At 70.8% G+C, this 19,763-nt stretch carries 18 protein-coding genes and 1 other RNA gene; 9 read left to right on the top strand and 10 right to left on the bottom strand.

The genetic code is table 11. The features are described from left to right. The first annotated feature begins 52 nt into the window (after positions 1–52). From QRN30_RS13805 to QRN30_RS13795, 3 genes are all read left to right on the top strand, one after another. On the top strand, positions 53–766 hold the full coding sequence (locus QRN30_RS13805) for a M50 family metallopeptidase (RefSeq protein WP_017888209.1): 714 nt from the start codon (positions 53–55) through the stop codon (positions 764–766). A 90-nt stretch (positions 767–856) separates the two neighbouring features. Further along, positions 857–2,239, top strand: coding sequence for an O-acetylhomoserine aminocarboxypropyltransferase/cysteine synthase family protein (locus QRN30_RS13800; protein WP_284761224.1), 1,383 nt, complete (start codon positions 857–859; stop codon positions 2,237–2,239). After that, a complete protein-coding gene (locus tag QRN30_RS13795) occupies positions 2,240–3,544 on the top strand; it encodes an LLM class flavin-dependent oxidoreductase (protein WP_284761223.1) in 1,305 nt (434 codons plus the stop codon). It abuts the gene before it with no gap. 16 nt (positions 3,545–3,560) lie between these two features. On the opposite strand, the gene QRN30_RS13790 is transcribed toward QRN30_RS13795, so the two are convergent. The 8 genes from QRN30_RS13790 to QRN30_RS13755 all read right to left on the bottom strand — a co-directional run bounded on the left by QRN30_RS13790 (position 3,561) and on the right by QRN30_RS13755 (position 10,488). After that, on the bottom strand, positions 3,561–4,481 hold the full coding sequence (locus QRN30_RS13790) for a hypothetical protein (RefSeq protein ID WP_284761222.1): 921 nt from the start codon (positions 4,479–4,481) through the stop codon (positions 3,561–3,563). A 162-nt stretch (positions 4,482–4,643) separates the two neighbouring features. Then, positions 4,644–5,020: a transfer-messenger RNA gene (gene ssrA / locus QRN30_RS13785) on the bottom strand. 95 nt (positions 5,021–5,115) lie between these two features. Continuing rightward, a complete protein-coding gene (smpB, locus tag QRN30_RS13780) occupies positions 5,116–5,592 on the bottom strand; it encodes an SsrA-binding protein SmpB (protein ID WP_017888213.1) in 477 nt (158 codons plus the stop codon). 127 nt (positions 5,593–5,719) lie between these two features. Next, complete coding sequence (gene ftsX, locus QRN30_RS13775; RefSeq protein WP_017888214.1) at positions 5,720–6,634, bottom strand: permease-like cell division protein FtsX; 915 nt, start codon at positions 6,632–6,634, stop codon at positions 5,720–5,722. After that, the gene (gene ftsE, locus QRN30_RS13770; protein ID WP_017888215.1) at positions 6,631–7,386 is read right to left on the bottom strand and encodes a cell division ATP-binding protein FtsE; all 756 of its coding nucleotides are present in this window, start codon (positions 7,384–7,386) and stop codon (positions 6,631–6,633) included. The genes ftsX and ftsE overlap by 4 nt, the downstream gene beginning before the upstream one ends. 61 nt (positions 7,387–7,447) lie before the next feature. Further along, positions 7,448–8,557 (bottom strand): peptide chain release factor 2, encoded by a 1,110-nt coding sequence (gene prfB / locus QRN30_RS13765; RefSeq protein ID WP_017888216.1) that lies wholly within the window; start codon positions 8,555–8,557, stop codon positions 7,448–7,450. A gap of 45 nt (positions 8,558–8,602) precedes the next feature. After that, entirely contained in the window at positions 8,603–9,598 is a 996-nt protein-coding gene (locus tag QRN30_RS13760; RefSeq protein ID WP_214563653.1) for a Gfo/Idh/MocA family oxidoreductase, read from the bottom strand. A gap of 2 nt (positions 9,599–9,600) precedes the next feature. Further along, positions 9,601–10,488, bottom strand: a complete 888-nt coding sequence (locus tag QRN30_RS13755; RefSeq protein WP_284761221.1) for a sugar phosphate isomerase/epimerase family protein — start codon at positions 10,486–10,488, stop codon at positions 9,601–9,603. A 68-nt stretch (positions 10,489–10,556) separates the two neighbouring features. Here QRN30_RS13755 and QRN30_RS13750 point away from each other — a divergent pair, with 68 nt between their 5' ends. The 6 genes from QRN30_RS13750 (at position 10,557) to QRN30_RS13720 (ending at position 17,468) form a co-directional block, all read left to right on the top strand. Further along, on the top strand, positions 10,557–11,579 hold the full coding sequence (locus QRN30_RS13750) for a LacI family DNA-binding transcriptional regulator (RefSeq protein WP_284761220.1): 1,023 nt from the start codon (positions 10,557–10,559) through the stop codon (positions 11,577–11,579). Positions 11,580–12,297: 718 nt separating this feature from the next. Continuing rightward, entirely contained in the window at positions 12,298–13,134 is an 837-nt protein-coding gene (locus tag QRN30_RS13740) for a hypothetical protein (RefSeq protein WP_284761218.1), read from the top strand. Positions 13,135–13,221: 87 nt separating this feature from the next. Beyond that, positions 13,222–13,953: a GntR family transcriptional regulator gene (locus tag QRN30_RS13735; RefSeq protein WP_017888222.1), complete on the top strand. Its 732-nt coding sequence runs from the start codon at positions 13,222–13,224 to the stop codon at positions 13,951–13,953. Continuing rightward, complete coding sequence (locus tag QRN30_RS13730; RefSeq protein WP_056068931.1) at positions 13,950–14,954, top strand: ADP-ribosylglycohydrolase family protein; 1,005 nt, start codon at positions 13,950–13,952, stop codon at positions 14,952–14,954. The genes QRN30_RS13735 and QRN30_RS13730 overlap by 4 nt, the downstream gene beginning before the upstream one ends. A 97-nt stretch (positions 14,955–15,051) precedes the next feature. Further along, positions 15,052–16,545 carry a purine-cytosine permease family protein gene (locus QRN30_RS13725; RefSeq protein ID WP_056068933.1) on the top strand — a complete coding sequence of 498 codons (1,494 nt, stop codon included), beginning with the start codon at positions 15,052–15,054 and terminating at the stop codon, positions 16,543–16,545. Next, positions 16,545–17,468 (top strand): PfkB family carbohydrate kinase, encoded by a 924-nt coding sequence (locus tag QRN30_RS13720; protein WP_071250905.1) that lies wholly within the window; start codon positions 16,545–16,547, stop codon positions 17,466–17,468. The genes QRN30_RS13725 and QRN30_RS13720 overlap by 1 nt, the downstream gene beginning before the upstream one ends. A 43-nt stretch (positions 17,469–17,511) precedes the next feature. Here the strand turns inward: QRN30_RS13720 and QRN30_RS13715 are convergent, their stop codons facing one another. Continuing rightward, the gene (locus QRN30_RS13715; RefSeq protein ID WP_259552733.1) at positions 17,512–18,006 is read right to left on the bottom strand and encodes a GNAT family N-acetyltransferase; all 495 of its coding nucleotides are present in this window, start codon (positions 18,004–18,006) and stop codon (positions 17,512–17,514) included. A gap of 522 nt (positions 18,007–18,528) precedes the next feature. Beyond that, entirely contained in the window at positions 18,529–19,710 is a 1,182-nt protein-coding gene (locus QRN30_RS13710) for a cysteine desulfurase family protein (RefSeq protein ID WP_259552734.1), read from the bottom strand. Positions 19,711–19,763: the final 53 nt, after the last annotated feature.

Here is a 19,763-nt window from a genome sequence, read left to right as displayed (position 1 = left end):
CCTGACGCCGGTCCCGCAGGATCTTCCTGGGCGGGGCTGCGATGCTGGTGGCTTGACCACCGCAGCCCCGCCCCTCGTCTTCGTCGCGCTCCTCGTCGGCGCCGTCCTGCCGTTCGTGCCGTTCGTCGGCCGTGTGGCACGCATCGCCGCCACCATCGCGCACGAGGTCGGGCACGCGATCGTCGTCGTGCCGTTCGGCGGACGCATCCAGCGCATCGAACTGCACCCGGACGGCTCCGGCGAGGCCTGGGTCCAACTCGGACGGGTGCCCGGCGGCATCCGGTGGCTCGTCCGCATCCTCAACCTGTACGCCGGCTACAGCGCGCCCCTGTGGGCGGGTGTGCTCCTGGTCACCGGGGTGCTGCACGGCTCCCGCTGGCTGCCCGTGGTGGTGCTCGCGGTCATCGGCCTCGTGGCGCTCGCCTTCGTCCGGAACTGGTTCGGCCTGCTCGTCGTGCTCGGCTTCGACGCCCTCGCCCTGTGGGTGGCCGTCCGCCCGTCCGAGGTGACCGTGCTGGTGGTCGCCGCCGTCGGGGCCTTCTTCGTCGTCGACGGCCTGCGGTCGGTGGTGCAGGTCGGTCGCTGGCTGCTCACCGGCGCCCGGGTGCAGACCGATTTCCACATCGCCGCAGCCGAGATGCGGGTGCCGGCGTCGCTGTGGTTCGTGCTGTTCGTCCTCGTCAACGCCGTCGCGGTGTGGCTGGCGCGTGAGCCCCTGCTCCAGGTCTGGGACACCGTCGTCGCCGGGGTCCGCGCGCTCGTCTGAGGGGTGGCGGCCACGTAACCGGGGGCCGCAATCGCCTGTCCGCCCCGAGGGGCTGCGAGGCTATCGCCACACGACCCCCGGAGGTGTCCCATGGCGACCGACGACCACGGCTTCGCGACCGAACAGGTGCACGGCGGCTTCGTGCCCGACGCCGGGCACGGCGCCCGGGTGCCCGCGATCCACATGTCCTCCGGGTTCCTGTTCGACGACTTCGACCAGGCCCGTGACCGCTTCGCCGACACCGACGACGGCTACACCTACACGCGACTCGGCAACCCCACGAACGCCGGCGTCGAGCGTCGCGTGGCGCTGCTCGAACGCGGGGTCCAGGCGATCCTGGTCGGCAGCGGCCAGGCGGCGGCGACCGTGGCGTTCCTCGGGCTGCTGCAGGCCGGCGACCACGTCGTCAGCGCCCGGAGCATCTACGAGGGCACCCGCGGACTGCTGCTGCAGAACCTCGGCCGGCTCGGCATCGAGGTCGACTTCGTCACCGACGCCCGCGACCTCGACGTCTGGGCAGCCGCGGTCCGGCCGAACACCAAGGCGTTCTTCGCCGAGACGATCCCCAACCCGAAGAACGACGTCCTCGACATCGCCGGCGTCGCCGAGACCGCGCACCACGCCGGGGTCCCGCTGATCGTCGACAACACCCTCGCCACGCCGTACCTGGTGCGCCCGGTCGAGCACGGTGCGGACATCGTCGTGCACTCGGCGTCGAAGTTCCTGTCCGGGCACGGTGCCGGACTCGGCGGGGTGGTCGTCGACGGCGGCCGCTTCGACTGGTCCGCCGCCCCCGAGCGCTGGACGCACCTGACCAGCCCCGAACGGTCCCTCGGCGGCGAGAGCTACGTCGAGCGGTACGGCAACCGGGCGTTCGCCGTGTTCGCCCGCGACGTCGTCGCCGCACGCATCGGTCCGGCGCCGTCCCCGTTCAACGCGTTCCTGCTCCGCCAGGGCATCGAGACGCTGTCGCTGCGGGTGGAACGCCACTGCGCGAACGCGCTGGCCGTCGCGTCCTGGCTGGACCAGCAGCCGGAGGTGACGAGCGTCGACCACGCGGGCCTGGCCTCCAGTCCGTTCCACGACCTCGCCCAGCGCTACCTGCCCCGTGGGGCCGGATCCGTCTTCGCCTTCACGCTCGCCGGTGGCGGAGCCGCCGCGCGCGCGTTCATCGACGCCGTGCAGCTGTTCAGCCGGATGACCCACCTGGGCGACGTCCGCTCGCTGATCCTGCACCCGGCGACCACCACCCACGCCGGCCGCACGCCGGAAGAACGCGCCGAGCAGGGCATCGACGACGGCCTGATCCGGCTGTCGGTGGGCATCGAGGAAATCGCGGACCTGCTCAGCGACCTGGAACGCGGGTTCGCCGCCGTGCGGTCCGCAGCGACCACCGGCCTGGAGGCACGTGGAGCGTCCGACGCGCACCGCTCGTCGGTCGATGGGCCGGCCCTCGACCGGCAGGAGCGCTGAATGGCCGAGCTGCAGCACTTCGGGTACTTCTTCTCGCGGGGCTTCGGCCCGCAGGCGTGGGGGCGGTCCGACTGGGACTGGGGCCACGACTGGACGAAGCCGGACCTGTACCAGCAGTCCGTCCGGACACTCGAGCAGGCCGGCATGGACCTGGTCATCGCCGAGGACGCCGTCTCGCTCGGGAACCCCGCGACCCTCGACCTGCGCATCCGGCAGGCGTACGGCGGCCCGAAGCACGACCCGCTGCTGCTCGCCCCGTACCTGTTCGCCGCCACCTCGCACATCGGCATCGCGCCGACCGTCAACGCGGGGATCACCCCGCCGTACCTGGCGGCACGGCAGTTCGCGACCCTGGCACACCTGTCCTCGGACCGCCTGGGGATCAACGTCGTCACCGACGTCGGCAGTGCACGGCACGCCGGCCTGCTGCCGCTGCCCCACGACCAGGCGTACGACCGCGCCGAGGAGTGGATCACGCTGCTCCGCCGGCTCTGGCACTCGTGGGGCGACGGGTACGTCGGGGCGCCGGACTCCTGGCACTTCGCGGACGGGGACGCCCTCGACGCGTTCCACCACGAGGGCACCCACTTCACCGCCGACGGGCCGCTCAACGCGTTGCCGCTCGCCTCGGACCCGGTCGTCGTCTCCCCCGGCGGCTCCGGTCGTGGGCTCGCGTTCGCCGGGACCCACTCGGACGTGCAGCTCGCGCTCGCGCCGTTGTCGGCCGCCGCGGTGACGGACTACCGAGCACGGATGATCGCTGCAGCGGAAGCGGCGGGGCGCTCCGCGTCGGACCTGCGGATCCTGTTCGTGCTCAAGCCGGTGATCGTGTCCTCGCCGGAGGAGGCCGACCGCATCGTCGCGGCGTCCGAGCACCCTTCGGACGACGCGCTGCGTGCGGCGGCCATCGCGTGGTCGAGCGACTCCGAGACCGACCTGCTCGCGCTCGACCTGGACGCCCCGGTACCCGACGGGACCTTCGGTGAGCACGTCTCGGCCGGCACGATCCGCGGGCTGCTCGGGGACACCCCGGACGCACCGCTGCGGGAACTGCTCACCCGCAAGGCACGGCAGGGGCGGATCGCGTCACGCTCGGGGTTTGTGGGGACCGCCGACGAGTTCGCGGACTTCATCGAGGAGCTCGGCAGCGACGCCGACAACGACGGGATCATCTTCTCGGGTGACCTGCACCCGGCGCAGATCCACCGGATGTTCGGCGACCTGGTGCCCGTGCTCCGGCGCCGCGGGCTGCTGCGACGGGACTACGGCGCCGGAGGGATCCGGGCGAACCTGTTCGACTTCTAGCGGGAGCGGCGGCGAGCTACTTCTTCTTGGACTTCTTGTCGTCGTCCTTCTTGGACTGCTTCTTGCCGTCGTCCTTCTTCGACTGCTTCTTGCCGTCGTCCTTCTTCGACTGCTTCTTCTTGCCGTCGTCCTGCTTCGACTGCTTCTTCTTGCTGTCGTCCTGCTTCGACTGCTTCTTCTTGTCGCCGTCCTGCTTGGACTTCTTCTTCTTGCCGTCGTCCTGCTTCGACTTCGCCTTGCTCGCACCCGTCGGCAGCGGCAGGACGGCCGACACGGCCTCCCGCTCCGCCTGCGAGGCGTCGGCGTCGCCGGGCGCAGCCTCGGTCTCCGGCGACTCCACCCCGTCGATCGGCGCGACGACCACGGCGGAGCCGGTGTCCAGCTCGACGTCGACCGCGTGCTCCTCGAGCACCGGCGCCAGGGCATCGGCGACCCGTTCGACCGTGAGCACCGCGTCCGCCTCGGCGAGTCGGAGCAGCGCCTGCGCGGTCCGCACGCGGGTCGTGGACCGGCGCGCGAGGACGTCGGACCGTGCCCCCTCGAGGAACGTCCGCAGGGCGCGTTCCACGACGGAGCGGCCGCGCGGGGCAGCGCGGTCGAGCCGGTCGAGTTCCCCGGCGACCCCGGAGACGTCGTCGGCGACGTGCTCGTGCCGGACCGACTCGATGAGCGCGGCGATGGCGGCGGCGGCACGTTCCACCCCGGCGGAGCGCTGGTCGAGCACGACGAGCATCTCGACCACCGACCCGTACGTGACGGTCTCGAGCCGCACCGGTTCGGCACCGCGGCCGCGGACGACCAGTCGGGTGTCGGGGTTCGGCAGCCAGGCGGCGAGGGCGGCGACCGTGGCGACGGAGCCCACGATCCGCTCGTACTCGCTGAGCACCACTCGTTCCTGCTCCCGCAGACGGACACGGATCGCGATCTCCTGCACCACGTGCTGACCTCTCGTTCGGGTTCGACGCGAGCATGTTCTGCGCGCCTGCTCCGCAGCGTAGTCCTCGGACGTGGCGGAACAGGAAACGCCCCGGCACTGTCCAGGGGACGGTGCCGGGGCGTTCAGGTGGCTCAGCGTGACAGCGGTTCGTCGTTCGGCGAATGGTGGAGATGGGGGGAATCGAACCCCCGTCCATCGCTGCAATTCGACGTCTTCTACGGGCGTATCCGGATAGTTCGTTCTGCTCGGCCCCGTCCTTTGCTACCGGCTTCTAGGACGACGGGCCCAGTCTCAGTGCAAGTCCCGCACGGCCCTGAGGCGCAACCGTGCAGCAAGTCCTCTGGATGACGTCGGGATCAGGTTAGGGGACGGTCACCTGGCCGACGGACTTCATGTGCTGGGCTGCTTACGCAGCGAGAGCGAAGTCAGTGCGCTTGGAATTGGCACTTGTTGGTTTCCACGGATCGTTAACGAGATAACCGTGGGTCCTCGGCCCGCTTCCCGTCGGCACACAGGCAATGTCGAAACCGATCATCCCCATGCGGGCCGGACGTGCGAACCGCTGTCACGCTGTTGAGTTGCCAATGCCCCGATCGGAGCAGTCCCTCAGTCTAGCCGAGGACGTGCGTCGGCGCTACTCGCCGACACGGTTCCGCGTGCGCATGGCCCGCTCGGCCTCACGCTTGTCGGTCTTCTCGCGCAGGGCCTGGCGCTTGTCGAACTCGCGCTTGCCCTTCGCGACGGCGATCTCGATCTTGGCCCGACCGTCGTGGAAGTAGATCTGCAACGGCACCAGGGTGTAGCCACCCTGCGCCGTCTTGTGCGAGATCTTCACGATCTGCTGCTTGTGCAGGAGCAGCTTGCGCTTCCGTCGGGGCGAGTGGTTGTTCCACGTGCCCTCGGTGTACTCCGGGATGTGCACGGCGTCGATCCAGGCTTCGCCACCGTCGATGAAGGCGTACCCGTCGACGAGTGACGCACGCCCCATGCGCAGGGACTTCACCTCGGTGCCGGACAGGACCATGCCTGCTTCGTACGTGTCCTCGATGAGGTAGTCGTGTCGGGCGCGACGGTTCGTCGCGACGATCTTCTCACCGCGTTCCTTCGCCATGACGACTCCTCTCGATGGTGACCGGTGCACTGCGCCGGATGGTTCCGCGCAGCCCTACAGACTACTCAACACGAAGCGGGCGGCGCACCTTCCCGGCGCGCCGCCCGCTCGCGGATGCTGTGCTGCGTCAGACCTTCAGGTACCGACGGATGGCGATCGATGCCGATGCCGCTGCGAGGAGCACCCCGATCACGATCACCGCGGGGACCACGATGGCCGCGTCCCCCATGCCGATGAACGCCGTGCCGGTGAAGCGCTCCGCCAGGAAGTTCCGGACGAAGAACCACACCACGGCGGTGATCGCGCCGCCGGCCAGGACGGCTCCGATGGCTGCGGCGATCACCCCCTCGAGCACGAACGGTGTCTGGATGAACCGGTTCGACGCACCCACGAGTCGCATGATGCCGAGCTCTCGCCGTCGACTGAACGCCGACAACCGGATCGTCGTCGCGATGAGCAGCACGGCCGCCACGAGCATGAGCCCCGCGATGCCGATCGCCGTGTACGACGATGCGTTGAGCAGGTTGAAGATCGGTTGCAGGTACCCGCGTTGGTCGACGACGCTCTGCACGCCGGCGACCTTCGACAGGCTCTCGACCAGGACATCGGCCTGCGACGGGTTCTTCAGGTTGACCCAGAAGGTCTCGTTCAGGTACTCCGGCTTGACGAACTCCGTCGCGGCCGAGTCCTTGAACTGCTCCTTGAACCGGGTGAAGGCCTGGTCCTGGTTCTCGTAGTAGGTCTTCTCGATGTAGGGCTTGAGCGTCGACGACTCGAGTTGCGCCTGGACCTGTTCGCGCTGGTCCGCGGTGGCCTTCGCGCCGGTGCAGTTGCCCGTGGTGTCGGTGTCGGTGCACAGGTAGACGGCGACCTGCGCCCGGTCGTACCAGTACCCCTTCATCTGGTTGATCTGCATCTGCAGCAGGATCGCGGTACCGACGAAGGTCAGTGAGATGAAGGTCACGAGGACGACGGAGACGACCATCGACGCGTTGCGCCGCAGGCCCGAGCCGACCTCGGACATGACGAGTCCGAGCCTCATCGGATGAGCCCCGGGATCGTCTGGATGCCGGTGGTGTTGGACACGGTGCCTCGCTGGATCGGGACGGCCTGGGTCTGGTAGCCGCCGGACTGCTCGTCACGCAGGACGGTGCCGTTCGAGAGCTCGATGACCCGCCGCTGCATCTGGTTCACGATGCTGGCGTCGTGCGTCGCCATCAGCACGGTGGTGCCTCCCTGGTTGATGCGTTCGAGGAGCGCCATGATGCCGGCGGACGTGGTGGGGTCCAGGTTTCCGGTGGGCTCGTCGGCCAGCAGGATCGCCGGCTTGTTCACGACGGCGCGGGCGATGGCCACACGCTGCTGCTCACCACCGGAGAGTTCGTGCGGCATGCGGGTGGCCTTGCCGGCGAGTCCGACGAGCTTCAGCACGTCGGTCACGGCTTCACTGATGAAGCCCTTGCTCTTGCCGATGACCTGCAGCGAGAACGCCACGTTGTCGAACACGTTCTTGTTCGGCAGCAGACGGAAGTCCTGGAACACCACGCCGAGGTTGCGTCGGAAGTACGGGACCTTCCGCGACGCCAGGGACCCGAGGCGCTGCCCGAGCACGTGGATCTGCCCGCTGGTGGGCTTCTCCTCCTTGAGCACGAGGCGCAGGAAGCTGGACTTGCCGGAACCGGACGCGCCCACGAGGAACACGAACTCACCCTTGAGGATCTCGAGGGTGAGGTTGTCGAGCGCCGGACTCGGGTTGCCCGAGTAGACCTTGGTGACCTGGTCGAATTTGATCATGACCGGATCAGGGTAGGTCGCCCCGCTTGGAAAGCAAGCGAGGCGCGCGGCTCACGGACCCCTAGTCGGCGACGGATTGCTTGCGCCAGCGGATGCCGGCGTTGATGAAGCCGTCCAGATCGCCGTCGAACACGGCTGAGGGGTTGTTCACCTCGTGCTCCGTCCGGAGGTCCTTGACCATCTGGTACGGCGCCAGGACGTACGAGCGGATCTGGTCGCCCCAGCTCGCCGTGATGTTGCCGGCGAGCTCCTTCTTCTTCGCGTTCTCCTCTTCCTTCTTCAGCAGGAGCAGGCGCGACTGCAGCACGCGCATGGCGGCTGCGCGGTTCTGGATCTGTGACTTCTCGTTCTGCATCGAGACCACGGTGCCGGTCGGGATGTGCGTCAGCCGCACCGCCGAGTCGGTCGTGTTGACGGACTGTCCGCCGGGGCCCGACGAGCGGAACACGTCGACACGGATGTCGTTCTCGGGGATGTCGATGACGGCGGTCTCCGGCATGAGCGGGATGACCTCGACCGCCGCGAAGGACGTCTGGCGCTTGCCGGCGGCGCCGAACGGCGACATCCGGACCAGGCGGTGGGTGCCGGCCTCGACCGACAGCGTGCCGAACGCGTGCGGGGCGTCGATCTCGAACGTCGCGGACTTGATGCCCGCTTCTTCGGCGTAGGAGGTGTCCATCACGGTGGTCTTGAAGTTGTGCTGCTCGGCGTACCGGAGGTACATGCGGAGGAGCATCTCGGCGAAGTCCGCCGCGTCGACACCACCGGCGCCGGCACGGATCGTGATGACGGCCGGACGGTCGTCGTACTCGCCGTCGAGGAGCGTCTGCACCTCGAAGTCGCCGATCATCTTCTGGATCGCCTTGAGCTCGGCGAGGGCTTCGTCGGCCGACTCCTGGTCGTCGCCCTCGTTCGCCATCTCGACCAGCACCTCGAGGTCGTCGATGCGCTGCTCGGTGTCGGTGATCTTCTTCAGCTCCGACTGCCGGTGCGAGAGCGAGCTCGTCACCTGCTGCGCGTGGTCGACGTCGTCCCAGAGGTCCTGGGCCCCGGCCTGCTCGCTGAGGTCGGCGATCTCACGCTGCAGGCGGTCGACGTCGACCACCGAGCGGATGTTGCCGAAGGTCTCGCGAAGGGCGGAGAGCTGCTCGGTGAAGTCCAGTTCGACCATGGTCATCGATCCTACCGGCGCGAGTCCGACTCGGCCGACCGGGGGTCAGTAGTCGATGTGCTCCGTCCGTCCCGACGACAGGGCACGAGTGGCCGCCTCGGCGATGGCCTGGGCCCTGAGCCCGTCCTCCAGGGAGACCGGCGGCTCGGATCCGGACTCGAGCGACGCGACGAAGGCGGCGAGCGTCGCGGCGTAGGTGGGCTGCACACGCTCGAACCAGCCGTCGTGGAGTCCGTCCGCGACGATCTGCCCATCGGTGTAACGAGCGACGTTCCCGCGGTGGTTCCGCCGCGACTCGACGAGTCCGGACGATCCCATGACCTCGATGCGCTCGTCGTAGCCGTAGCCGGTGCGCCGCACGCTGTCGATCTGCACGAGCGCGCCGGAGGGCATCGTGAGAGTCGTGACCGATGTGTCCACGTCGCCGAACTCGCGGATGGCCGGGTCGACGAGCGCGGAACCCGCCACCGCGACCGTCACCGGGTCCTCGCCGGTGATCCACCGCACGAGGTCGAAGAAGTGCACGGTCTGGTCACGAAGCTGTCCGCCCGAGACCCGCAGGTAGTCGAGCGGCGGCAGGGACGGACCGCGGGAACTGAGCTGGACGAGCTCGACCGCCCCGATCTCCCCCGCGGCGACGATGCGCTGCAGCTCGGCGTGGTCGCGGTCCCACCGCCGGTTGAAGTCGAGCATCGCGGGCACGCCGCTGGCACGCACGTGCTCCACCACCGCGACCGCGTCGGCGAACCCGGCAGCGATGGGTTTCTCGCAGAGCACGGCGATCCCGGCGTCTGCGGCAGCGCGCAGGTGCTGCGCGTGGGTGTCGGTGGAGGAAGCGACGAAGACCGCGTCGACCTGCGCCGCGTCGAACGCCTCGTCCTGGGTGAGCGCCCGGGTGCCGTGGCGTGCCGCCAGCGACGCAGCGCGGTCACGATCGACGTCGTGGATCCCCACGAAGTCGACGTCGGTGTGCGCTGCGAGGGACGCGGCGTGCACAGCGCCGATGAACCCGGCGCCGACGAGGGCAAAGCGTTGCGTCATGATCAGCCCACCAGGATCGCGGTCAGGTCGTGCATCGTGCGTGCGACGACGGCGGGATCCTGTTCGTTCGCCCGGTCGGAGAACATCTCGGTGACCCACCATCCGTCGTAGCCGGTGGCCTTGATCGCGTCGACCCACTGCTGCAGCGGGATCGCACCGCCACCGATGACGACGTTGCGGTGGACGGCTTGGTCGGGAACCGTCCGGTCGCGGTCCAGGTCGAACCCGTCCGACAGGTGGACGGCCTTGATGACCGACGCGGGCAGCGCTCGGACCTCGGCCAGCGTGTCCCCGGTCGTCCAGAAGTGCCAGGTGTCGAGTGCGATGCCGACGTTGTCGCGCCCGGCCTCCTCGATGATGTCCAGCGCGTGCCGGCATCGGTTGAGGTGCGCCCACGCGAGGGGCTCCAGGTAGACCTCGAGTCCGTGGTCCGCAGCGATGTCCGCCGCCAGACGGACGTTCGCTCCGGTGATGCGGACCGCTGCGTCCTCGTCGAGTCCGAGCGTCGCCCGGTACCGGGTGTCGTCGTCGGCCAGGCGGCCCGCGCGGTGGTCACGGACGACCGCGGAATCGACCGGCCCGGTGCACAGCTGCACGATGGGCGCCCCGACGGCGGTCGCCACACCGCACATGCGCTCGACCTCCGCCACGAAGTCGTCGCGACCGGCACCCCGACGCTCGATGTCGAGCACCGCACCGAGCCCCGTCACTTCGAGCCCCTCGAGCAGCGGCGGCAGCGTCCGGATGTCGTAGCCGGCGTCGAGGTACCGGTAGAGCTTCGGGCTCTGCAGCTCGATCCCGCCGTACCCGGCTTCCCTCGCCAGTCGGATGTCCTGGACGACGTTGCCGTGGAACGTCGTCGTGACGTTCATGGAGATCTTCGGGGGCATCTGCGCTCGCTTCGTTGGACAGCAATGGAATAAACTGGACCGGTCCAGAATAGGACTAGCCTGCATCCATGTCGAGACCGCACCACGCCCCGACCATCCGGGACGTCGCCGAGCACGCCGGGGTCTCGAAGTCGCTGGTCTCGCTCGCGCTCCGCGGCGACCCAGGGGTCAGTGACGCTCGTCGCGCGGCCGTCGAACGAGCAGTCGCCGAACTCGGCTACCGACCGAACCGCGCAGCCAGGAGCCTCGGTGAGCAGCGGACGGGCACCGTCGGCGTGCTGCTGAACGACCTGCGGAACCCCTGGTTCGTCGACCTGCTCGCCGGCCTGACCGCCACACTCGACACCGTCGGGCTGGCACCCATCCTGGTCGACTCGGCGACCACCCGGCGCGTGGGCGGCTCCCCCGTGGACATGCTCCTGCGACAACAGGTCGACGGGATCGTCGTGGTCGGCACCACCGAGGACGACGCCGCGCTCCGACGGGCCGCCCAGGATATCCCGGTGGTCCTCGCCGGGACCTACGAGCCGGACGACCTGCACACCGACGTGGTCGTGAACGACGACCACGCCGGCGCGTCGATCGCGACCGAGCACCTCCTCGCACTCGGGCACACGCGGATCGGTCACCTCGTCGGCCCCGGGCGCGTCGGGGAGCTCCGCGAGCAGGGTTTCCGCACGACGATGACCCGCCACGGTGCCGACGCCGTCGTGGTACCGGCCGGCATGAGCGAGGAGAGCGGGTACGCGGCGGCCCGACGAGTCCTGGCCACGGCTGACCGTCCGACCGCGCTCGTCGCCTACAACGACCTCGTCGCCATCGGCGCGTTGTCCGCGGCCGACGACCTCGGCCTCGTCGTCCCGGACGACGTGTCGCTCGTCGGCTACGACGACACGTACCTCGGCAGCATCCGGCACATCTCGCTGACCACGGTCGACAACGGGACCTTCGCGATCGGGGCCCAGGCCGCACGCTGGCTCGGGGAACGCGTGCACGGCCGAACGCCGGAGCCGCGCGTGCACCGAGTGCCGGTGTCACTGGTGGTGCGGCGCACGACGAGCAGTCCGAGACCGACGGCCGACGACCGCTGACGACGGACGCGCCGACCGTGCGGTGTCCCAGCGCGCCCGCCTGTCCGGCGCGCTGGGAAACAGCCGACCGGGAGGCCCGGCGCAGGTCCGTCACACCGGTCACGGTGACGTCGACCGGGGGCCTGCCACCCGCGTCCGCCCGCGGCGCGACACGCCGTCGGACGCCGCTGTGTCAGGATCGCGTCGCTGGCGACACTCCTGAGGTGAGAGGGGGCAACCGTGGATGACGGCGCCAACGCCGACGCAGCACTGAGGCGTCGACTCGCGAACGGCGAACGTGCGGCGTTGGCTGACGCGTTCGATCGGTACGCGGCCGCCCTGACCCGCTTCGCATGGGCCCTGGCCTCCAGCAGCGAGGACGCCGAACGGATCGTGCAGGACACCTTCCTCACGCTCTGGTAGCACGGCGGAACGCTCCGCCTGGCGACCGACGCCCTGCTGCCCTGGCTGCTCGTCGCGTGCCGCGACCACGCGCGCCGCCCCGGCACGGGTGACGGCGACACCGCAGGCACCGACGCGGACGATGCCCGCGTCGGACTGCGCTGGGTCCGCGACGAGATCGATGCGCTGGCACCCGTCGACCGCCGCCTCTGCGAAGCCTGCCTCGTCGACGGACGCTCCTACGCGGACGCCGCCGAGGCCCTCGGCCTCACCGTCGACGCTGCTCCCCGCGGTGCAGCCCGATCCCGTGCCCGACTGCAGCAGGCGGTGATGCACGATGAACACTGAGCCTCCCTCCGGCGACGACCTGCAGCGCATGCTCGTCGCGATGAAGCGCACCGTGCTCACCCGCGCGACCGAACAGCGCCCTGCGCCGCGCCGACGTGGTCGCCGCGCCGCGATCGTCATCGGTGTCGTCGCCCTGCTCGGCCTCGGGATCACCGGTGGCGGCGTCGCACTCGGCGTGATCCCGCAGCCGTTCTCCGCCGACCCCGCCCCCGTCTCCACGCCGGGGCCCAGCGAACCGGCCACGACCAGCACCCCGGAGTCCGCTCCGGTCCAGGAGACCCCGGAGCCCACAGCCCCACCGACACGATCCACTGCCCCGACCCCGAGCAAGGGCCCCTTCGCGCTCGACGCCCCGTCCTCGTGGACCATCTCGGGCGACGAGGTCGGTCCGATCGCGCTCGGCGGCGCCACGGAGGCGGAGAGCGACGACCTCGCCCAGGCGTACCGTCTGGTGCCCGCAACGCCGAGCACGTGCACGGCTCCGGGAACGTGGGCGCGCGACGGCAGCCCGACGCTGCGGATCACCGAGGAGGACGACCGCGTGACCGGGGTCCTGATCGGCGCCGAGGGTGACTCTGCCCGGACGACGACGGCGGGGCCGACGACCGCCGCGGGGATCGGTGTGGGGTCGAGCTCCGATGCACTCCGGGCCGCGTACCCGTCACTCACGGAACGGATCTCGACACCGGACGGATCCTGGTCGCGGTGGGACGTCCAGCTGCCCGGCGGCCTCGTCTCGTTCCAACTCGGCGAGGGCGGGGCGAACGTCGAATCGGTGTGGGTCAGCGCCGAGCAGAACCTGCCCACCGCGGTCTGCGACCTCTGAGCGTCGAGGCACCCGGACCGGACCGGCCGGTCATCCACTGAGCGCGGAGACACGACTGAACAGGTCTTGTACATGTACGCTCACGGCATGCCGATCACCTCGAAGCGACGTCTCGTCGCCGACGCGCTCCGCGACGAGATCGCGACGGGGCGGTACCGAGCCGGCGAGCGCCTGCCCGGCGAGCACGACCTGGCCGTGCGCTTCGCCGTCAGTCGTGGCACCGTCCGAGCTGCCCTCGCCGACCTGGCAGACGACGAGTACATCGCCACCCGGGGTGGGATCGGCTCGGTCGTCACGTTCGACGGCGCCTCCCTCGACCCCCGCGGCGGCTGGGCACGGTCCATCGCCGCTTCCGGGACCGAGGTGTCGACCCGCACCCTGCGCATCGAGCGGTTCGAGGACACAGCGCTCCAGACCGAGGTCGATGCCGCCAGCGCGACGTTCGTCGCGGTCGACCGGCTCCGTGTCGTCGTCGGTGGCAGTCCGGTGTCCCTGGAGCGCAGCGTCGTGCCGCACCTGGGGCGCCTGGCGTCCGCGACCACCGACGGACTCGTCGACGGCTCCCTGACGGCAACGATCGCCGAGACCGGTCTAGTGCCGGCGAGCGCCGAGCAGTGGATCGACGTCGTGCCGCTCGACATCGACGACGCGGCCTTGCTCGACCGCACCGCGGGCACGCCGTTCCTGCGCAGCCGACGCATCGCACGCACGGCCGAAGGCGCGTTCGTCGAGCGTGTCGACAGCCTCCTCGACCCCGACCGCTTCCGACTGCACATGCGCTTCGGGACCACGTCACGACCCCACGACAGGACACCGTGAACCAGCACCGCCACCGAGACCACGCCCTCGCTGCCCTGACGGGCCTGGCGATCGGCGACGCCCTCGGCATGCCGACCCAGTCGATGTCCCGCGCGCAGATCCTCGCCGACCACGGGGCCATCGCCGGGTTCGCCGACGCCGGACCGCACCAGCGCATCGCCACCGGCATGCCGGCTGGCACGATCACCGACGACACCGAACAGGCCCTGATGCTCGCCGAGCTGCTGCTCGAGGGCAACGGACGACTGGACCCGGTCCGCTTCGCCGAGGCGCTCATCGCCTGGGAGCGCGGGATGGAGGCGAAGGGCTCGCTCGACCTGCTCGGCCCGAGCACGAAGACCGCGGTGCAGCGGATCCTCGACGGCGTCCCCGCGTCCGAGGCGGGCTCGACCGGCACGACGAACGGGGCCGCGATGCGGATCACACCGGTCGGCGTCGCCGTGCCCTCGAACGACCTGGTCCGCTTGGTCGACGCCGTCCAGGACGCCAGCCGCGTCACGCACGACACCGGACTCGGCATCGCCGGAGCGAGCGCGATCGCCGGGGCCGTGAGCGCCGGCATCGACGGGGCGACGCGGTCCGGAGCGCTCGACGCCGCGGTCGCCGCCGCCACGATCGGCGCGGAGCGCGGCCACTGGGTCGCCGGTGCGGACATCGCTGCGAGGACGACGTGGGCGCGTGAGCACCTGCCGACCGTGCCCGCGTCCGCGCAGATCGACACGATCACGCGGCTCATCGGCACGAGCGTGGCCAGCCAGGAGTCCGTCGTCGCCGCACTCGCCCTCGTCGCCCTCGACCTCGACCCGTGGCAGACCCTCTGCGCAGCGGCTGCACTCGGCGGCGACACCGACACGATCGCCGCGATGGCCGGTGCGGTGCTCGGCGCCGTCCACGGGCCGGATGCCTGGCCCGCCGATGCCGTCGCCACCGTGACCACGGTCAACGACCTCCGGCTCGACCGGGTCGTCGACGGACTCCTCACCCTCCGCGCGGGCAGCTGACCCGCCTCCCCCCTCCCCCCACGCTGTGGCGTCGCCTGGACAGGCCGACGCACGGTTTCGCGCACCACCCTTCCGACGACGTAAGAGGAACCGAACCATGTCCCACACGCCCACCACGCTCAGCAGCGGCACGCTGACGACGATCGAGCAGCGGGGCATCGAGCCCGTGCCCCACGACGAACGGACCGGTACGCCCGGCGCGCTGTTCTGGGTCTGGTTCGCCGCGAACATCTCCATCCTCGGTCTTCCGCTCGGTGCGACCCTGGTCGCGTTCCAGGGCCTGACCATCTGGCAGGCGTTGCTCGTCGCGGTGATCGGCGCCGCAGGGTCCTTCGCGGTCGTCGGCGTGATCTCCGTCGCCGGCCGCCGCGGCGGTGCTCCGGGTCTGACCCTCAGCCGAGCGGTGTTCGGCGTCCGCGGGAACATCGGGCCGACGTTCGTGTCGCTGCTGTCGCGGCTCGGCTGGGAGACGGTGAACACCACGACGGCGGCGTTCGTGCTCCTGTCGCTGTTCACGATCCTGTTCGGGACGGGCGGTGACGCGAAGGCGAACCCGGTGTTGACGATCGTCGCGATCCTGGTGTTCGTCGTCGCCACGGTGCTGGTCTCCGGCCTCGGGCACGCGTTCATCGTCGCCGTCCAGAAGTGGGCGACGTGGGTGTTCGGTGCGCTCAACGTGTTCGTCGCGGTCTTCCTCGTGCTGCGCGTCGACTGGGACGTCGTCGGGTCCCAGCCCGCGGGCCCCGTCGCCGCGATGGTCATCGGCATCGGCACGATCGCAGCCGGTACCGGCATCGGTTGGGCCACGGCCGGAGCGGACATCGCCCGCTACACCCGCACCTCGTCGAAGGCCGGCGCGCTCATCGCGTCGAGTGCCGCCGGTGCGGGCATCCCGCTCGTCGTCCTGGTCGGCCTCGGCGCGCTCGTCTCCGCCGGAGACCCGACGCTGGCGCAGGCCGGTGACCCGGTCGCTGCGATCCGCGACCTGCTGCCGAGCTGGATGGCGATCCCGTACCTCATCGCGGCGTTCGGTGGCCTGCTGCTGTCGAACCACCTGTCCGTGTACTCGGCGAGCCTCACCACGCTGACCCTCGGCATCAAGGTCCCGCGCGTGTGGGCGGTCGCGGTCGACGTGGTCGTCACCACACTCGGCGCGATGTACTTCATGCTCGTCGCCGACGGTTTCTACGCCCCGTTCATCACGTTCATCTCCGTCCTCGCCGTCCCGATCACCGCGTGGCTCGGCGTCTTCACCGCCGACATGGTCCGGCGGCGCTGGTACGACCCGGCGGCGCTCCTCGACCTGCGCGCTGGCGGCCGGTACTGGTACCGCGGTGGTGTCGCCTGGGGTGCCCTTGCCGCTTGGATCGTCGCGATCGTGATCGGCTTCCTGTTCACCGAGGTGCAGGTCGGTGACGCGGACCCCGTCTTCGTCGGTGCGTTCTCCGCGACCTGGATCGGCGCGAACGGACTCGGCTGGGTGATCACGTTCATCGTCGCTGCCGCGGTCTACCTGCTGACCGGCGGAGCACGTGGCCGGCTCACCGAGCACGAGCCGGCCACCACCACGGACGCCGGGGCGCGCGCCTGATGCCCCGCCTCGTCTCGGTCGGCAACGTCATCGTCGACATCGTCATGCGCGTCGACGCGATCCCGGATCCGGGCGGCGACGTCATCGCCTCCGCGTCGGAGATCACCGCGGGCGGCGGCCTGAACACGATGGTCGCCGCCGTCCGGGACGGACTCGACGTCGCGTTCGGGGGGCAGTACGGCAGCGGGCCGTTCGGCGACGTGGTGCGTCGCGCGCTCGCCACGTCCGGCGTGGACGTCCTGCAGCCCGGTCTCGACGACGTCGACAGCGGGTACTGCGTCGCACTCGTGGACGCCTCGACGGAGCGGACCTTCGTCACGAGCGTCGGCGCAGAGGGGCAGCTCGGCCGCGCCGACCTCGACCGGATCGCCCTCGTCGCCGACGACACCGTGTTCGTGTCCGGCTACGGCCTCGCGCACGCCGTCAACGGGCGAGCGATCGCCGACTGGCTCGGGGGTGTCCCCGACTCCGTCCGCGTCGTCCTGGACCCGTCGCCGCTGGTCGACACGCTGCCCCCGGCGGTGCTCGGCCCCGTCATGGCGCGTGCGGACGTGGTCAGCGCCAACGGACGGGAGGCGCGACTCATGGCTCCCACGTCCGCGGGACTCCCCGAGGCGGTCACCACGATCGCCGCGGCCGCCCGCGGGACCGCCCTGGTGCGCGACGGCGCAGCCGGCTGCTGGGTCGTCGAGCCCGGTGCCTCCCCCGTGCTGGTCCCCGGCTTCCGGGTCGTCGCGGTGGACTCCAACGGTGCGGGAGACGCCCACGGCGGAGTGCTCGTCGCTGCGCTGTCCCGTGGTGCGTCGCTCGTCGAGGCCGTCCGCCGGGCGAACGCCGCGGCGGCCCTCGCGGTCACCAGGAACGGTCCGGCGACAGCGCCGACCGCAGCCGAGACGGACGCGCTCCTCGCCCGGCTGGTGTGACGCGTCGACACGGGTTCCCGGGGGCGGCCGTGCGCTCGATCGGCTACCCGGGACGCCGGTGCGACCGGGAGACGGCGTACCGCCGGAGCCGCACTCCCTCACGCCGTTCGATCGACGACAGCACCGCGTCGTAGTGCTCCAGGACCCGGATGGACCCGGCGTTGTCATCGCGGCAGAGCACGATCACGGGGTCGATCCCGACTCGCGAGGCGTGGGCGAGCACCTGGCCCAGCGCCCACGTCGCCACGCCGCGGCCCCGTGCTGACGGGCGGATCCCGTACCCGACGTGGCCGAACCGGTGCACGCCGGCGGTGTCTCCCGGAGCCCGGAGTGCGATCCCGCCCAGGACACGGCCGTCCTCGACGATCCACCAGAGTGCGCCGGGCCTGGCGTGCACTCGGCCGACCCAGGTGCGGAACCCGTCCTCGTCGCTGACGTCGTCGTGCGCGGTGATCCCGAACCCGTCCTCGTGCAGACCCGGCCCCCACTCGGCATGCGCTTCAGCCCACGCCTCGTACAACGCCGTCTGCGGTCGCACCAACTCGAGCATGTCCAAGTATCACAACGATGCGGGTCGGTCGCGAGGCCCTCGTGGAGATCGCGTCGAGGACGGTCCTGTCGGATTACCATCGGGCCGTGGCTGGAACAGGTCTGCTCGCAGCGAGCATCGCGGTCTTGCTGGGCACCGTCGCGATCGTCCTGTGGCGCGTGCGGAACCCGGCCTGGGTGCGTGACGCTCGGCTCGCCCAGAACGCCAGTCCCGTGTCCAGTCTGCTCATGCTCGCCTTCGGTGCAGTCGTGACGACGCTCGTCCTCGTCCTCGGGGTCTTCTGGGTCACGACCGGGCACGGCGTCGTCGGGTGGGCGATGGTCGGTCTCGCAGCGACCGGTCTCTCGCACGTCTGGGTCGGTGTGTGGATCCGACGGCAGCCGCTCCCGCAGCCGCGCGCGACCCGCACCCGCCGTGACCCGGAGAGTCGCGAGGCTCTCGACGTCAGGACCAGAACGATGTCCAGCACCGCAACCGTGCCCCGTGGCATCCAGCCCGACGGAAGAGGCCCTACCGCCCGAGCAGCGGCTCCCGCGACGCCATCCCCGCGGCACCGGCCCGCGCGACCGCATCCGGCAGCGCAGCCAGGAACGCGTCGACGTCGGCGTCGGTCGTCGTGTGCCCGAGTGTGATCCGGAGCGCACCGCGGGCGTCCTGCTCCGACAGCCCCATCGCGAGCAGCACGTGCGACGCCTCGGGCACCCCGGCATGGCACGCCGATCCGGTCGACACCGCGACCCCGGCGGCGTCGAGCAGGAACAGGAGCGAATCGCCCTCGCACCCGGGGAACGTGAAGTGCGCGTTGCCCGGCAGCCGGTCGACGGGGTCCCCCATCAGCACGGCTGACGGGACGGCCGCACGCACCCCGGCGACCAGGCGGTCCCGCAGGGCGGCGAGCGCCGGGTGCGGCATCGGCTCGGCGACCACCGCGCCGGCCGCCACGCCGAAGGCCGCAGCGGCAGGGGCGTCCTGCGTGCCGCTCCGCACCTGCCGCTGCTGCCCACCACCGTGGATGAGGGGTTCGACGGTCGCCTTCCGTCCGAGCACGAGCGCACCGATGCCGACGGGCCCGCCGATCTTGTGGGCGGAGACGCTGAGGGCGTCGAGGCCGGACGCCGCGAACGACACGGGCACCTGGCCGTAGGCGGCGACCGCGTCGCTGTGCACGGGCACGCCGGCGGCGTGCGCGAGTTCGACGATCCGTGACACGGGCTGGATGGTGCCCACCTCGTTGTTCGCCCACAGGAACGTGACCAGGGCGACGTCCGAGGCGTCGGCGAGCCGCGCCTCCAGTCCGGCGAGGTCGACGCGACCCTGCGCGTCCAACGGGACCACGTCGACGACGGCCCCCTCGTGCGTCTCCAACCAGGTCAGGGTGTCGACGGTGGCGTGGTGCTCGCCGCCCGGGACGACGATGCGGGGCCGCTGGCGGTCACGCTGGCGAGCCCAGAACAGGCCCTTCACGGCGAGGTTGATGCTCTCGGTGCCGCCGGAGGTGAACACGACCTCGACCGGGTCCGCGTCGAGCGAGCGGGCGACGGCGGCGCGGCCGTCCTCGAGCAGCATCTTCGCGCGCTGACCGGCGCTGTGGATGGACGACGGGTTGCCGACGGTGCCCAGGGCATCGGTGAAGGCGGCGAGCGCCTCCGGCAGGATCGGCGTCGTCGCGGCGTGGTCGAGGTAGACCGACAAATGCACCCCCTGGATCGAGCAGTGTCCAGGATACGCGCCGGTCCTCGTACCCT

This window comes from Curtobacterium sp. MEB011 (assembly GCF_030209655.1).
Taxonomy (GTDB): domain Bacteria; phylum Actinomycetota; class Actinomycetes; order Actinomycetales; family Microbacteriaceae; genus Curtobacterium; species Curtobacterium poinsettiae.
The sequence above is the reverse complement of the archived record's forward strand: the minus strand, read 5'-3'. Positions and strand labels throughout refer to the sequence as shown.

What these genes read in the sequence shown, in the direction of transcription:
- QRN30_RS13800 (WP_284761224.1), top strand. Translation starts at nt 857, where the DNA reads ATGGCGACCGACGACCACGGCTTCGCGACCGAACAGGTGCACGGCGGC.
- QRN30_RS13795 (WP_284761223.1), top strand. Translation starts at nt 2,240, where the DNA reads ATGGCCGAGCTGCAGCACTTCGGGTACTTCTTCTCGCGGGGCTTCGGC.
- smpB (WP_017888213.1), bottom strand. Translation starts at nt 5,592, where the DNA reads ATGGCGAAGGAACGCGGTGAGAAGATCGTCGCGACGAACCGTCGCGCC.
- ftsX (WP_017888214.1), bottom strand. Translation starts at nt 6,634, where the DNA reads ATGAGGCTCGGACTCGTCATGTCCGAGGTCGGCTCGGGCCTGCGGCGC.
- ftsE (WP_017888215.1), bottom strand. Translation starts at nt 7,386, where the DNA reads ATGATCAAATTCGACCAGGTCACCAAGGTCTACTCGGGCAACCCGAGT.
- prfB (WP_017888216.1), bottom strand. Translation starts at nt 8,557, where the DNA reads ATGGTCGAACTGGACTTCACCGAGCAGCTCTCCGCCCTTCGCGAGACC.
- QRN30_RS13760 (WP_214563653.1), bottom strand. Translation starts at nt 9,598, where the DNA reads ATGACGCAACGCTTTGCCCTCGTCGGCGCCGGGTTCATCGGCGCTGTG.
- QRN30_RS13755 (WP_284761221.1), bottom strand. Translation starts at nt 10,488, where the DNA reads ATGCCCCCGAAGATCTCCATGAACGTCACGACGACGTTCCACGGCAAC.
- QRN30_RS13750 (WP_284761220.1), top strand. Translation starts at nt 10,557, where the DNA reads ATGTCGAGACCGCACCACGCCCCGACCATCCGGGACGTCGCCGAGCAC.
- QRN30_RS13740 (WP_284761218.1), top strand. Translation starts at nt 12,298, where the DNA reads ATGAACACTGAGCCTCCCTCCGGCGACGACCTGCAGCGCATGCTCGTC.
- QRN30_RS13735 (WP_017888222.1), top strand. Translation starts at nt 13,222, where the DNA reads ATGCCGATCACCTCGAAGCGACGTCTCGTCGCCGACGCGCTCCGCGAC.
- QRN30_RS13725 (WP_056068933.1), top strand. Translation starts at nt 15,052, where the DNA reads ATGTCCCACACGCCCACCACGCTCAGCAGCGGCACGCTGACGACGATC.
- QRN30_RS13720 (WP_071250905.1), top strand. Translation starts at nt 16,545, where the DNA reads ATGCCCCGCCTCGTCTCGGTCGGCAACGTCATCGTCGACATCGTCATG.